We start from the raw sequence: 13,557 nt of genomic DNA, 5'->3' as shown, positions 1-13,557 counted from the left end.
CGACAAGAAGATTTAAAAGTAAAGGTTGAGATGTTCATGGAGAACGTTTTACTCCTCAAATTTTCCACAGATGTGGCTTAATCTTGCCTAACTGACAAATCTTGACCCAGGAGTGCTGATAGAATTTACCCATAGTTGCCGACAGGAGTCAACTGCTTGGCTTAGGGGGTCTTACCCCCGCTGGTTAGCTGGGTAACTTGATTGAGTGTTGAATCGGCATTTGCCCCGATGTGACGTCGGACACTCGGGAGCTGAAAGATTTCTTGGTAGGTTTGTCAGTCACTCAAGACGTAACCCTTATATTTAGAGCGAATTGATGTACAAAAATCAAGTCTTGATTAATTTTTCCTCCTCACAACTCTAGTGGTCTGGTAGTGTGGCTAGCTGCCACCGTAATCAAGATAGTTCAATAATGTCGAAATTTTACATGCAAAACGCCCAATTTTTTGAACAATCCATTAAAATTAATGCCAGCGCCACCATTGTCGAGCGCTGTATCACTGACCAGAGCTTAATGCATCGCTGGCTCAACCCGATTTTGCGTTGTGAATCAGTGGGGCAGTGGAGTACTGATGTCGGGAGTCGCTCGCGGTTTATTATTAACATTCCCTGGTTGCAGCCCACTCTCAAGAGTGTGGTTATTGACCGCAAGCCAGGGTTAGTGGTTTGGCAGTTCCAGGGTTTTTTCAAAGGACGAGACCGCTGGGAGTGTCAGCCAGCTGAACAAGGCACCCGTTTGGTCAACCGTTTTGAATTTGAAATTCCCAACCCCATCGTTAGCTGGGGATTCAACAGCTTTGCTGCCCAATGGACTCAGAATGATATGAAAGCCCAACTCAGACGCCTTAAGTTAGTAGCAGAAGAGATTTACCGACGTGAGTGCAGTCATTAGGGATTAGGGATTAGGGAATTGGTGATTAGTCATGCCCATCCATAGAAGCCTTTACTCATTTCCGATCTGTTTTAGTAACCGACGAATGATATCAGCATCCTCAGCTTGGGGCAGGATTTCCAAATAACGTTCTAAATCCTGGCATGCTTCTGATAAATATCCCAACTGGGAGTAAATCAGCCCCCGATCCCGCAGTTGTACCGGTGCATTAGGAAACAGCAACAACATGCGCTCAACTGCGGCTAGCGCTCTAGGTAAGTCTTGGCCATTGAGATAAATCAATTTAAGATTCATGAGCATCCTTGCTAACAGCTGCCGATTACTCACCGGTGCTAGGAAACTTGGTTGTAGGGTTACCGGATGACCATAAATTTGGGTTAGTCGTTCCTCGCAATCTTGTTCAAATAAAATCTCACCACCATCGAAAGCATCTACAAAGATCCCCACCTGCTCAAACTCTGGGCGAATTAGGAAATGCCCTGGCATCCCAATACCAACCATGGGAAAATCAAGGCGTCGAGCGACTTCCAGGTACACCACCGAAAGGCTAATCGGAATACCTGTGCGCCGATCCATGACCTGATTTAGGAAACTATTACGGGGATCGTAGTAATCACTGCTATTGCCCGAATATCCTAGGTCATCATAGAAATACTGATTAAGAGTTTTAATCACTCGCAGGGGATAGCGTTGCTCAGGCAAACGCTCCTCTACTTCAGATGCCATCACATCTAAGGCATTCAAGTAATCATCAATAGCCAGATCCGGGTATTCTTCCTCAGCTATGTAAAGCGCTGCTCTTGCCAAATGAATTTGGTCATCTGGCTGATTTATTTCTGTGTAAAACCCTTGACGCCCTAAGGTAAAGTCCATCTAAAATTTCCTCAGCTACTATGAATATAGCAGAAGTCAGAAGTCAGAAGTCAGAAGTCAGAAGTCAAACTATTGCTATACTTAGCTTTGAGACTTTTGTCATGTCCTAAGTGCCCTGGCGACTGCTATATATAGTATTTTTATGTGATAGGTAAACATAAGATTGATATCAAAAGGGAACAGGGAATAGGGAATAGGGAACAGTGTCAAGATATCTGAGGAGTTTTTAGTGTTATCATAAAGCGATACAGTTGCTGATAGGGAAGGGCTGCATCAATACAGGGATAAGAGTTTAAGTTTTTTTTCCTGATTTAATTCCAGTTGCCAAACCTGTATGTTTATCGGCGTAGATAATGTTTCCACCATTGGAATAGATCAAGTTAGCAATCTTGGCGACAAGTACTTTGTCAGCTGTTTGCGTAGCGTGCGCGTAGCGCATATGCTTAGGTTGCAGAAACCAGGCTAAAATACGGGCAAACCTACTGTAAAATAGGCGAGCGATGACACGTAAAACAACTCGACGTCAGTTGATCGTGACCAGTGTTGCTGCTGCGGGTGGTATTGTTGGAAGTGCAGCATGGCATCAACAGCAGTCTCAACTGTCAGCAACAGCAGCTATTCAACTGCCAACAGCAGCTACAATGCCAGAACGAGTGTTAGGTAAAACGGGGGTGAAAGTTCCAATCTTTGGATTGGGAGGTGCAGGAAAAACGCCTTTGTCGAAGATGAATCGAGAAGCTGATGCCGTCGCCCAAATTGAAGCGGCGTTACAGTTTGGAATTCGTTATTTTGATACGGCGGCTAGTTATGGCCCCAGCGAAGAATATATGGGTAAGGTATTACCCGCTTATCGCTCTAATCTATTTTTAGCAACAAAAACAGCACAACGAGATCGAGATGGGGCTTGGCGAGAGTTAGAGCGATCGCTTAAACGCCTTCAAACTGATTCTATCGATTTATGGCAATTACATCATGTTTCTTTTCACGAAACGTTAGATCAGATTTTTAGTCCCAATGGCGCTATCAAAGCCTTTGAAGAAGCAAAAGAACAAGGAATTGTAAAATATTTAGGTATTACCGGACATCACGAACCGGATGTGATTGCAGAAGGGTTGCGGCGCTATCCCTTTGATACCACCTTAATTTCTCTCAATGCGGCAGATGTTCATCATCCTCGTCCTTTTGCCAAAACTGTTTTACCAGTGGCGCGAGAGAAAAATGTAGGAGTCGTTGCTATGAAAGTTCCGGCTTATGGCAGGTTATTCAAAAATGGTGTCTTAGATGGAATGGATCAAGCTATGGGTTATGTTTTGTCTCTGGAGGGAGTACATTGTTGTATTATTGCTGCCGAATCCGTCAAGCAATTAGAATCAAATTTTAAAGTAGCCCAAGCATTTCAATCGTTGAGTTCAGAACAAATGACTGCTATTGAAGCACGGACAGCTTCTGCTTGGAAAGACAATACATTTTTCCGGAAGTGGACTTAAAATTATGTAAGCATTCAGCAGTCAGCGGTCAGCCGTTGGCCAGGCTAGGGGAATGGCCAAGCTACTTGAGCTGCCGTCAGCTGACTTAACAGAGATTAAAGCAATGCTTACTTGTTTGATTCCAAAGCTGAGAGCTGATAGCTGAGAGCTGATAGCTGATAGCTGAATGGTTAAAGAATTATAGCTTATAACAACGTGCATGCTCGATACTTACAGATCAGCAGTAGGGTGCGTTATTAACGCACCCTACAATCTTAGCTGCATCGCTAGATCGACAATGCTGCCAGATCTCAGCCAGATCTCAGCGTTAACCCACTGGTTCTGACTCCTCTTCTGGCTTAGACTCAGGACAATAGATCAGATACTTGCCAGTAACGTAACCTTGTAAGGGCGCAGAAATAGGAACCCAGCCATTATTTCCACGATTAACAATCGTTACCTTAGAACCATCAGCGAGAATTCCAATAATCTCGCCATCATTTGACGGTGCTTTGCGGACATTTAAACCCTGTGGTGCTGAAACTTGCCGACAATTCTCTTCAGATGGTGGTGGTGTTGGACAAGGTTTTATCGTAACAAACTGGCCAGACACATAACCGATTATGGGTTCTGAAATCTTCAGCCAGCCATCGGCACCTATACTCTCAATCTTGACCTCAGTACCATTTTTTAATGTACCGATACTGGGACCACCAGGGGTTGAACGCACGATCAGATCACTACCACGAGTGGTAACTGTACCACACTGTTCTTTGACGGTGGGACAGGGTTGAAGATATGCCTCAGACACATAACCTTTCTGGGGCGAAACAATCGGTACCCAACCATCAGTACTAGTACCCTTGATAGTGACCTTAGTACCATTTTCTACAACACCGACAATGGTACCACCGGGGGTCGCACGCACATTGAGCGGGTTACCCTTAGTCGAAACTAGACGACATTCTTCTTTCGGAGGAGGAGGTGGACAGGGTTTAAGATACCGGTCGGAAACATAACCTTTTAGGGGAGAGACAACCTGTACCCAACCATCAGTAATGGTATTGACGATAGTGACTTTAGCGCCATTGTCCAAGTCACCAATAATCTTACCACCAGGACTCTGACGTACATTCAGACCCCTGCCAGTATTGGTCGAAACTATGCGACATTCCTGTTTAGGTGGTGGTGGACAGGATTGGAGATACCGCTGAGAAATATAACCTGACAAGGGAGAAGAAATTTTTGCCCAGTCTTGGTTTACTATTTGCTCAAGGGTAACCTCAGACCCGTTTTTGACAAAACCGATAATCCGGTAATTGCTACCGGGTCCACTGCGGACATTGAGATCACTGCCTCTAGTCACCACTTTGCGGCAATTGTCTGTAGCCGCAGCAAGTTGAAATTTTACCTGGTTCTCAAATGAGATGTTTTCTAAACGAGATGATGGGGTAAATTGAGCGATCGCAGGACTAGTAGCATAAGATGGCGCAGGAAAAGCTGTAAAAGCTAGCGCCACAGAGATGCACACCACTAGTAATCTTCGCCAACCACTAATCTTTCTGATCATATGTTGGATTTATTATTCACTATCAAAGTGGAACGGCTTTATTTTATTAGAACTCTGCATAAAACCCTATACTCTCGATCCTAGCTTTGTGGTGGAAAGAAGAGAACAGGGTGCCAGCTGCTGCGCATTAAATCACCGGCTAAGCTACGCACTGACCAATCTAAGAATTTTCCTTTGTGATCGGAAGAGATTGCGATCGCAGTAATATCAAATTCTAAGGCTGTGTCTAAAATCTCTTCACGGGGATTGCCCACTCGCACGTCCGTATTGACCTGTAAGCCCAGCTCTTCTAACTCTGCTTTTACTGGTTCTAGCTTGTCTTGAGCTTTTTGTAACTGAGGGTCCTTGGATAATTCTCTGCGCCCCCCTTCGCTGACTACCCACAACAGCATACACTGCTTGATTGAGTTATCTGGTGCTTGTTTAGCATACTCTTTGACCCTTTCGACGGTATAGTTCGAGGCTGTAGTGCCGTCATAGGGAATTAGTAAATACCGGAATAGATGTTTGCAGCGTAGATCGAGTTCTTCGCAGGTGTAAGCTGAAATCAGTTGTGGTCGCAGCATTAGCAATGGTGTACTACATTCCTTGGTCAAGGTTGCTGTAGTGCTACCGAAAAGCTTTTCTTGTAATAAGCTGCGCACTGGCGTGCCAATCAGGATGACATCAGCATCGTAACGTTTGGCGATTTTAGGAATACTGTCACTAGGACGACCTGAGGTCACTTCGATGTGAACCTCTACCCCTTCAGGTATATTGGTCAAACCCTCTTCAAAGCGGCGGCGAGCTTGTTCTATTCCTTCTTCATCAATACGAGGTATTTCTCCCTCTTCCCAAAGCGGAACAAAGTTGCAGAAGATGATTTTCTTGAGCCCACCAGCCGCTAAACTGGGGACAAAATCTACTAGCCGATATAAACCGTCGGAGAAGTCGGTGCAGACTAGGCAATGCTGAAACATATGCAGGGAGGATCGCTTTTTCTTAGAGTTTCTTTCAGACTAGAACACTTTACAATTACTTTAGATAGTTTTAGAGAGTTTGGGATTATTTTATATAAATTTATCAACTATTCATCCTGGCTGCCCTAGAGTGAATTGGGGTATTGCCAATCCGTAAGCTATCAGATATCAGCGAACAGCGATTAGCGCTACGCGCACGCTACGCGAACACCTTGTGAATAAAACAGGTAAGCATTCGTTTAATATCTGTTACGTCTACTGACGGCTGAACGCTGAAGGCTGAAGACTTCCCTTTAAGCAAGCCTACGGTGATAATACTTACGCTGATGATATTAGTTAACAATAAGTTGAATCAATCAATTTTAATTTTAATTAAATCTTAATATAATTCGAGTTGACGCCCCAGCATCCCCAGCTCCTTTCCTACCTACGGAATTGAGCAAGAGAAGGAGGTCGCGGCTCAATTAAGGCCAATAACAATCAGACTAGGGCTTTAGCTATAATCCCCACTCGTGTTTTAGGACTTCTTTGTACATTGTTTCACGCATCATCATTTGCTCATAGAGTTTGATTAGGAATTCCTGAGCTTGCTCACGGCTCATTTTCTGGACCTGAGATTCAAAGGACCGCAGGTTAAATTTTTGTTCCAGGGAAAGTTCTACAGGTTTAGACATAGTTGAGCTCCTTAAAAACTAATCATGGGTTTTGGCTGGCTAGAGCAGCCCTAGTCATGGTCACCCTAGGTATCGGTAAATGTATCAACCGTTAACCTATCTGACCTTTAATGAAGAATCGTAACAAGTATTTGACAAAATTGCCATATTTTGATTTTGCATGACGTTAGAAACAATCGTAGACTATTTCTAGGAAGTTTCCTGGCTAGGATTGATGCTGTCCAATTCGGTATAGTTGTTTCTTATACTCCATAAAACAAAAGTTGATGCCTTCATCATCAACAGGACTTACGCAAAAATAGACACACCACAAAGGTGCTGAATTGCTAGGATTCTTTAATAACGCACCTTACCGGTAGAGTTACTGAGTAAGCTGTGAGCAAAACACTGCTCAGGTTTCGTTAATAACACACCTTCCCGGTAGAGTTAGTGAGTAAGCTGTGATCAACACATGGCTATTCCATGCGATCGCATAAGCGCGGAAGCTGAGGCCGTAGGCCACGCGGGGCGCGTTCGCTTCATCGCAACGCCGATCAGACAACCAGCACCCGAACGGAATAGTAGTTAGTTGACTATATGGTAAATTCCCGAGTTCAGTGAGTGGCTTCGATGCGATTGGCCGTAGGCCACGCGGGGCGCGATCGCTTCATCGCAAAGTCGATCAGACAACCAGCACCCTAACGGAATAGTAGTTAATTAACTATAGTTGAGATCCCATTAGCCAGTTAACCTATACCCTAGACAGTTAATGATTCATCCTTAGTTACTTACCTGCTAAGCCTCAGTTAATCCGGAATTCCCTGGCTGTCAACAAACAAGCCATCGCTACAATATAGCTAAAATAGGGATATGCCCAAATCTACTTCTTCTGACAACTCTCCCCCGGTCCCTGATGATTCCCCAATGGCAGCATCCCCGCTACTGATTTTAATTGATGGTCATTCTCTGGCTTTTCGCTCCTATTTTGCTTTTGCCAAAAGTCGTCAGGGTGGATTACGGACTAAAACTGGAATTCCGACCAGTGTCTGTTTTGGCTTCATTAAATCTTTGCTAGAGGTAATGGAGTCAGAAAACCCGAATGCGATCGCAATTGCTTTCGATACCAAAGAAGCCACCTTTCGCCAACAAGCCGATGCTACTTATAAAGCCAATCGCACCGAAACACCAGAAGATTTCTTACCAGATGTCAAGAATCTCCAGCAGTTACTACAAGGGTTAAGAATCCCAGTAATAACTTCTCCTGGTTATGAAGCTGATGATGTATTGGCAACCTTAGCTCACCAAGCTATTGATCAAGGCTATCGTGTCAAAGTTGTATCTGGCGATCGCGATTTATTTCAACTAGTTGCTCCAGACAAAGGAATTACCGTTTTATATCTCAGTGGTCCGTTTTCTAGGGGGAGTGCTACAGTTGGCCCAACGGAATATGGCTTAGAGGAAGTAGAAGCAAAATTGGGAGTATTACCCTCTCAAGTCGTGGATTATAAAGCCCTCTGTGGGGATCCATCCGATAATATTCCTGGAGTTAAGGGCATCGGAGCAAAGACTGCAGTTAAGTTACTCAAAGAATACCAAAACCTGGATAATATTTATGCTTCCCTTGATACTATTAAGGGTGCCGTTAAGAAAAAGCTGGAAGTCGGTAAATTAGATGCGGAGCATGCTCGCTATTTGGCTCAATTGCGATTTGATACTCCTGTCGATATTGATTTAGACCAGTCTCAGCTCCAAGGATTCGATCCTCAAGTGCTCAAACCGCTATTAGAGAAGTTAGAGTTAAAGTCATTTATCAGTCAAATAGATAAACTACAGCAGCGGTTTGGTGGCGTAGTGCTAGAGGATATCGAAACTAATGCCCCAAATGATACTAATAGTGATACTAATAGCGATACTGATAGCAATACTGATACTCAGGAAGATGATGATATTGCCTTTTTCAGTGCAGCGGAAACGGAAGAGTTTCAAGAGCAAGGGTCTAATACTGGTTCGATTCAACCACAAATTATCGATAACGTAGACAAGCTCAATCAATTAGTTGAACAGCTGAAATACTATACCGATGCTGGAAATCCTGTGGCTTGGGATACAGAAACCAGTGATTTGGAACCACGAGATGCTCAGTTGGTGGGGATTGGCTGTTGTTGGGGAAAAGAACTTACTGATGTTGCTTATATTCCTATCGGTCATAAAGATGGGACTAATTTAGATAAGGATATTGTCTTAGCATCCCTACGTCCAATTTTAGAAAGCTCAGATTATCCCAAAGTTTTACAAAATAGTAAATTTGACCGACTAGTGTTCCGTTGTAACGGGATTCAGCTAGCAGGAGTTGTATTCGATACCATGCTAGCAAGTTATGTACTTAATCCTGAAACTAGCCATAAACTTAGTGACTTAGGGCTGCACTATTTGGGAATAGAAGCACAAAGTTATGAGGACTTGGTTCCGAAAGGGAAAACTATCGGAGATTTAGACATTCCCACTGTAGCGGATTACTGTGGGATGGATGCTTATACCACCTTCGGAATAGTTTCTAAATTACGAGAAGAATTGGCGAAAATTCCAGCATTGCAGGAATTGTTGCTAGATGTAGAGCAACCCCTCGAACCGGTATTAGCTGAAATGGAATACCAGGGGATTAGTATTGATAAGGATTATCTGGAACAGTTCTCTCAAGAGCTGGAAAAGGATTTAGTGGCAATTAAGCAGCAAGCCTATCAAGATGCTGGACAAGAATTCAATTTAGGTTCCCCTAAACAGCTGAGTCAGTTACTGTTTGAGAAACTAGGGTTAGATCGTAGGAAGTCTCGTAAAACCAAAACCGGTTACTCTACCGATGCTACTATATTAGCTAAATTACAAGGAGACCATCCCGTAGTAGATGCTGTTTTGGAGTATCGTAGTTTATCTAAATTGAAATCTACTTATGTGGATGCTTTACCAGCACTGATGCGTTCCGATACTAAACGAGTACATACGGATTTTAATCAGACCGTGACCACAACTGGTAGACTATCCTCCTCTAGTCCTAATTTACAAAATATTCCTATTCGTACTGATTTTAGTCGCCAGATTCGGAAGGGTTTTATTCCAGAATCCGGTTGGCTGTTGGTATCCGCTGACTATTCCCAAATTGAGTTACGAATCCTAGCTCACTTGAGTCAAGAGCCAGTGCTAGTCGAAGCTTACCAAACTCAAGCGGATGTCCATACCTTGACAGCGCAAATGTTATTTGATAAAGAAGAGATTACTGCTGAAGAGCGGCGCTTGGGTAAGATAATTAACTTTGGCGTAATTTACGGCATGGGAGCACAACGGTTTGCTCGGGAAGCTAAGGTATCGACAGCTGAAGGAAAAGAATTTATTGATCGATTGAATCAGCGCTATCCTCTAGTGTTTGCTTATTTAGAGGAAACTAAGAAAAAAGCGATCGCACAAGGCTATGTAGAAACTATACTCGGACGCCGTCGCTACTTTAGCTTTAGTGGTAACAGTCTTAGAAGGCTGCAAGGTAAAGCTCTCGATCAGATTGATCTGGATAAACTTAAGAGTATCAATCCTTATGATGCTGGGTCATTAAGAGCAGCAGCTAATTCCCCGATTCAAGGCTCTAGCGCTGATATCATCAAAATTGCTATGGTTAATCTGTATCAAGAGTTACAGAAATATCAGGCGCGGTTGCTATTACAAGTCCATGATGAATTAATCTTTGAAATTCCTCCTGATGAATGGGAAGAATTGCAGGTAAAAATTCGGGAAACTATGGAATCAGCAGTTGAGTTAAGTGTTCCTTTAGTTGTGGAAATACATGCTGGGGATAATTGGATGGAAGCTAAATAAGGCAATAGGCATGCTAGCAATAGGCAATAGTAACGAGGGTTTGAAGGGAATCAGCGTCAAAGAAGACTGTTAGCCCATAAGTACGAGAAACGCTATAATAATTTATTCCAATTCCGGAGATCTAGCCCTGCGCTTGGATCTGTCTTTTTCACGGCTGCGATCACAGACTGGCATCTTTGGTGAAGCAGTCAGCAGAAGTGGAAAGGGAGCTGGCAAAATTGAGTATTGTGCGATTCTCCTAGGTCGCCGCTAGGCGAACGCCTTACTCTGGTCGGGTTAGACGGGTGAAGATTATCTCACAGACAGACCGGGTGATAACTGCTGAGATTACTCTTGATGTTAGGGGCGATCGTTAATCCTAGGGCAAAGGCATGTTTGTGGTAGTGCTGTCTTTGCCCAATAAGTTGAAAATGATCGGACTATGACAGAGCCTTATTCATAGTCCGACATTAGTGGTTAGGTTTGATATTGATGCTGTTTGCGAATATTAAGAAATATTTCGCAAATCAGGATTAATATTGTGCTTGTCTTATACATTGTACTCGAAAAACCGTGAAGTTTTGATGAAGCACAGTTAAATTTAGGGAGGTAAAATTTAGAATCAGAGGGGGAGACATAAGCCCTAAAAATGCCACTATATAGGGCTGTGATGCCAATTATATCAGGCAATATACAGTCACAAAGACCCTTTAGAATTATGTATATTTTTTCAATTATGTGGTGAAATTATTACCCAGTAAGGATTTCAGATTGCATGTCGCTCCTCCAGATTTAGGACATAATAAATTTAATCAGTTAGGATATGAATGAACTATGACAGAGCCTTATTCATAGTTCGACATTAGGGTTAGGTTTAATATTGTGCTTGTCTTAACGATATTAAGCTTAATCTCCTTTGGTTCCTAAAAATAAAGGAGAAAATTAGAATGAAAGAGTCTCTTCGAGCTATAGGGCATTTCTGTGTTCCTATAGCTCTTGCTGTTTTCGCTACTTACACTATCAGTAGTGATGTCCAAAAGAGCATCAAAAATGATGTTGTGCCATGGCTTCAGGTAGCAGCCCTTAGCACTACTACTGTCAATCAGGGATTACAGGCTGCTAAACAATTGCGTCGCTCTAAGTAGAGTTTGATGCTGTAGATAATTAGTACTAGTTGCTGATTATCGGTATAATTTTGCTCCCTTAACTCCCTATGGGGGTAACAAAATTCTCAAAGTCCCCCAACTCTGGGGGACTAATGGCGGCTTTTTTAAAATCAGGCGTCCAGCTTTGCTGTGCCAAAGGCAATCGCGCATTCATACTCCTAGTCAGCAACGCCATTTTACTACTAATAGTTGGGCATTTATTCTATCATTTTTATTCTATCATTAAAGTATAATCATCCACATAATCTTAGCTTAGCTTACGAACACTTTTAGAGTCAAAATTGACGTTAAATGACATAAAAATTTATTATTCAATCAATGATTTCTTGGGTAATATAGTGTTTACTGTCAAGGATAGTATTTACTGTCAAGGAATATAAACATGGCTAATACAATAAATGGAACACCAGGGAATGATTTGATTGAGGGTACTCCTTGTGATGACCAGATTAATGGTAACGGCGGGAATGATACTCTTTTAGGTGGTGCTGGCAATGACCAAATCAATGGTGGCTCTGATACCGATACCATCCTCGGTGAGGATGGTGATGACCAGCTTAATGGCAATGGTGGGGATGATACTCTTTTAGGTGGTGCTGGCAATAACCAAATCAATGGTGGCTCTGGTAACGAGGTCCTAGCGGTAACGGCTGAAAGTCTTGGTAATAACCAGCTTAATGGCAACGGTGGCAATGACATCATTAACGGTGGGAATGGTGATGACCAGCTTAATGGTGGTTCCCAGGCTGATAGAATTGATGGCAATGATGGTGATGACCAACTAAATGGCAACGGTGGCAATGATACCCTTGCTAGTCTTGGTGGAAATGACACTTTAACTGGCTCTTCTGACGGTGAGATTTTTAACGCTGGCGATGGCGATGATATTATTTTTGCCAATGGTGGAGATGATATAGTTTTTAGTGGCGAAGGTAATGACCAAGTCTTTTTAGGAACAGGTGCTGCTAAAGTCCTTTTAAGTACAGGTGAGGGGTTTGATACCATCTTTAACTTTGATCTTAGTCAAGCTAAATTTGGTCTAGGTTCAGGCTTAGATTTTCAGGACTTGGACTTCTCTGATACTAGCCAAGGAACTGAAATAGTTAGCGACGGTGACCTTCTAGCAGTTGTAGTTGGAGTTCAGGCTAGCCAAATCGATAATCCTGATCTCTTCATCAATCCTGATCTCTTCTTCTAATTTTTGGCAAGGCAGATTTATCGGTATAATTTTGCCCCCTAACCCACCAACTTTGGGCAAAACAAAGCTCTCAACGTCCCTTAAAGTTGGGGTACCAACGGGGGTTTTACCAAAACCAGGCGATCGCGCTTTCATACTTCAATGTCTTGATGCAACGCCGAGTAATGAAATAGATAATTTTGAATAATCGCAAAGCCCTTGATAAACTTAACTACTAGCCGGAAAACTCCCACCTATAAAGTGAATATCACTAAAGGTTTCAATCCACAAACGAGCGCCACAATCGAGTGGATTATCCGGCTGATACACAATCTTACAAGGACCGAGAATTTCTACCTCATTACCGTAGAGATTAGTTCCCTTTCGTTTTACTGAAATCACTGGCTTCCGGTCTTCCGGGCTTTTCTTCATATTCGAGCCAATGTGATTACGATTGACATTAATCTTCGCTAAAGCGGTCGTACGACTAGTGCGCCATTTGCCCTTTGGTCCACGATTACCTTTAGTAATTTGTGGCAAATGGTTGAACAGAGGAATAATCCAGAATTTCCCGCTTTTATAGGCACCCCGCACCCGACCCTTCTCTAGGAGTTGGCGCAATCGCCGAGAAGAAATTCCTAATAGAGATGCTGCTTCAGTAGTTCCAACGCACTTGTTCATCAGTTAACCCTACTTTAACTATTCCGATACTACTAGTATAAGGGATAAAAGAAAAATTGACAATTTCCGGTAATCGGGAGGAAAGCGTGGTAATAGTGGTAAACATGGTAAGGGTGGCTAGCAAGTCAAGTGCTGTGGTTTCGACTATTAGCAACTGCGTCAATATCGGAATAGTTAGGAAATCGGGAATCGGGAATCGGGAATTGGGAATCGGGAATCGGGAATCGGGAATCGGGATTGGGAATGCGATCGCTTTTAGCGTGGCCTACGGCCAATCGCG

General features: G+C 43.0%; 11 protein-coding genes. 5 read left to right on the top strand and 6 right to left on the bottom strand.

Translation table 11 applies throughout. The features are described from left to right. The first annotated feature begins 427 nt into the window (after positions 1-427). Positions 428-892 (top strand): SRPBCC family protein, encoded by a 465-nt coding sequence (locus tag F6K63_RS22380; protein WP_075896223.1) that lies wholly within the window; start codon positions 428-430, stop codon positions 890-892. Between the two features lie 51 nt (positions 893-943). Here the strand turns inward: F6K63_RS22380 and F6K63_RS22375 are convergent, their stop codons facing one another. Continuing rightward, positions 944-1,765, bottom strand: coding sequence for a SirB1 family protein (locus F6K63_RS22375; protein WP_008178796.1), 822 nt, complete (start codon positions 1,763-1,765; stop codon positions 944-946). 500 nt (positions 1,766-2,265) lie between these two features. Between F6K63_RS22375 and F6K63_RS22370 the strand changes: the two genes are divergently transcribed. Beyond that, positions 2,266-3,252, top strand: a complete 987-nt coding sequence (locus F6K63_RS22370; RefSeq protein ID WP_008178801.1) for an aldo/keto reductase — start codon at positions 2,266-2,268, stop codon at positions 3,250-3,252. Positions 3,253-3,559: 307 nt separating this feature from the next. Here F6K63_RS22370 and F6K63_RS22365 read toward each other — a convergent pair whose 3' ends face one another. The 3 genes from F6K63_RS22365 to F6K63_RS22355 all read right to left on the bottom strand — a co-directional run bounded on the left by F6K63_RS22365 (position 3,560) and on the right by F6K63_RS22355 (position 6,434). Beyond that, the gene (locus tag F6K63_RS22365; protein WP_008178805.1) at positions 3,560-4,801 is read right to left on the bottom strand and encodes an SH3 domain-containing protein; all 1,242 of its coding nucleotides are present in this window, start codon (positions 4,799-4,801) and stop codon (positions 3,560-3,562) included. A gap of 80 nt (positions 4,802-4,881) precedes the next feature. Continuing rightward, complete coding sequence (locus tag F6K63_RS22360; RefSeq protein ID WP_008178808.1) at positions 4,882-5,760, bottom strand: universal stress protein; 879 nt, start codon at positions 5,758-5,760, stop codon at positions 4,882-4,884. 497 nt (positions 5,761-6,257) lie between these two features. Beyond that, positions 6,258-6,434, bottom strand: coding sequence for an NblA/ycf18 family protein (locus F6K63_RS22355; RefSeq protein ID WP_008178810.1), 177 nt, complete (start codon positions 6,432-6,434; stop codon positions 6,258-6,260). A gap of 849 nt (positions 6,435-7,283) precedes the next feature. Here F6K63_RS22355 and polA point away from each other — a divergent pair. The 3 genes from polA to F6K63_RS22340 all read left to right on the top strand — a co-directional run bounded on the left by polA (position 7,284) and on the right by F6K63_RS22340 (position 12,617). Further along, on the top strand, positions 7,284-10,274 hold the full coding sequence (gene polA, locus F6K63_RS22350; protein ID WP_287313144.1) for a DNA polymerase I: 2,991 nt from the start codon (positions 7,284-7,286) through the stop codon (positions 10,272-10,274). A 926-nt stretch (positions 10,275-11,200) separates the two neighbouring features. Continuing rightward, on the top strand, positions 11,201-11,398 hold the full coding sequence (locus F6K63_RS22345; RefSeq protein WP_287313143.1) for a hypothetical protein: 198 nt from the start codon (positions 11,201-11,203) through the stop codon (positions 11,396-11,398). Positions 11,399-11,801: 403 nt separating this feature from the next. Then, positions 11,802-12,617: a calcium-binding protein gene (locus tag F6K63_RS22340; protein ID WP_287313142.1), complete on the top strand. Its 816-nt coding sequence runs from the start codon at positions 11,802-11,804 to the stop codon at positions 12,615-12,617. Positions 12,618-12,824: 207 nt separating this feature from the next. On the opposite strand, the gene F6K63_RS22335 is transcribed toward F6K63_RS22340, so the two are convergent. Both F6K63_RS22335 and F6K63_RS22330 read right to left on the bottom strand, forming a co-directional pair. Next, on the bottom strand, positions 12,825-13,277 hold the full coding sequence (locus F6K63_RS22335) for a MerR family transcriptional regulator (protein WP_071104228.1): 453 nt from the start codon (positions 13,275-13,277) through the stop codon (positions 12,825-12,827). Next, on the bottom strand, positions 13,252-13,383 hold the full coding sequence (locus F6K63_RS22330) for a hypothetical protein (RefSeq protein ID WP_287313141.1): 132 nt from the start codon (positions 13,381-13,383) through the stop codon (positions 13,252-13,254). The genes F6K63_RS22335 and F6K63_RS22330 overlap by 26 nt, the downstream gene beginning before the upstream one ends. Positions 13,384-13,557: the final 174 nt, after the last annotated feature.

The organism is Moorena sp. SIO1G6 (genome assembly GCF_010672795.1).
In the GTDB taxonomy this organism is placed as follows: domain Bacteria; phylum Cyanobacteriota; class Cyanobacteriia; order Cyanobacteriales; family Coleofasciculaceae; genus Moorena; species Moorena producens.
Note: the sequence above shows the minus strand (reverse complement) of the source record. Positions and strands in the feature narration are given on the sequence as shown.

Coding starts and splice junctions, on each gene's coding strand:
- F6K63_RS22380 (WP_075896223.1), top strand. CDS start 428: ATGCAAAACGCCCAATTTTTTGAACAATCCATTAAAATTAATGCCAGC.
- F6K63_RS22375 (WP_008178796.1), bottom strand. CDS start 1,765: ATGGACTTTACCTTAGGGCGTCAAGGGTTTTACACAGAAATAAATCAG.
- F6K63_RS22370 (WP_008178801.1), top strand. CDS start 2,266: ATGACACGTAAAACAACTCGACGTCAGTTGATCGTGACCAGTGTTGCT.
- F6K63_RS22365 (WP_008178805.1), bottom strand. CDS start 4,801: ATGATCAGAAAGATTAGTGGTTGGCGAAGATTACTAGTGGTGTGCATC.
- F6K63_RS22360 (WP_008178808.1), bottom strand. CDS start 5,760: ATGTTTCAGCATTGCCTAGTCTGCACCGACTTCTCCGACGGTTTATAT.
- F6K63_RS22355 (WP_008178810.1), bottom strand. CDS start 6,434: ATGTCTAAACCTGTAGAACTTTCCCTGGAACAAAAATTTAACCTGCGG.
- polA (WP_287313144.1), top strand. CDS start 7,284: ATGCCCAAATCTACTTCTTCTGACAACTCTCCCCCGGTCCCTGATGAT.
- F6K63_RS22345 (WP_287313143.1), top strand. CDS start 11,201: ATGAAAGAGTCTCTTCGAGCTATAGGGCATTTCTGTGTTCCTATAGCT.
- F6K63_RS22340 (WP_287313142.1), top strand. CDS start 11,802: ATGGCTAATACAATAAATGGAACACCAGGGAATGATTTGATTGAGGGT.
- F6K63_RS22335 (WP_071104228.1), bottom strand. CDS start 13,277: ATGAACAAGTGCGTTGGAACTACTGAAGCAGCATCTCTATTAGGAATT.
- F6K63_RS22330 (WP_287313141.1), bottom strand. CDS start 13,383: ATGTTTACCACTATTACCACGCTTTCCTCCCGATTACCGGAAATTGTC.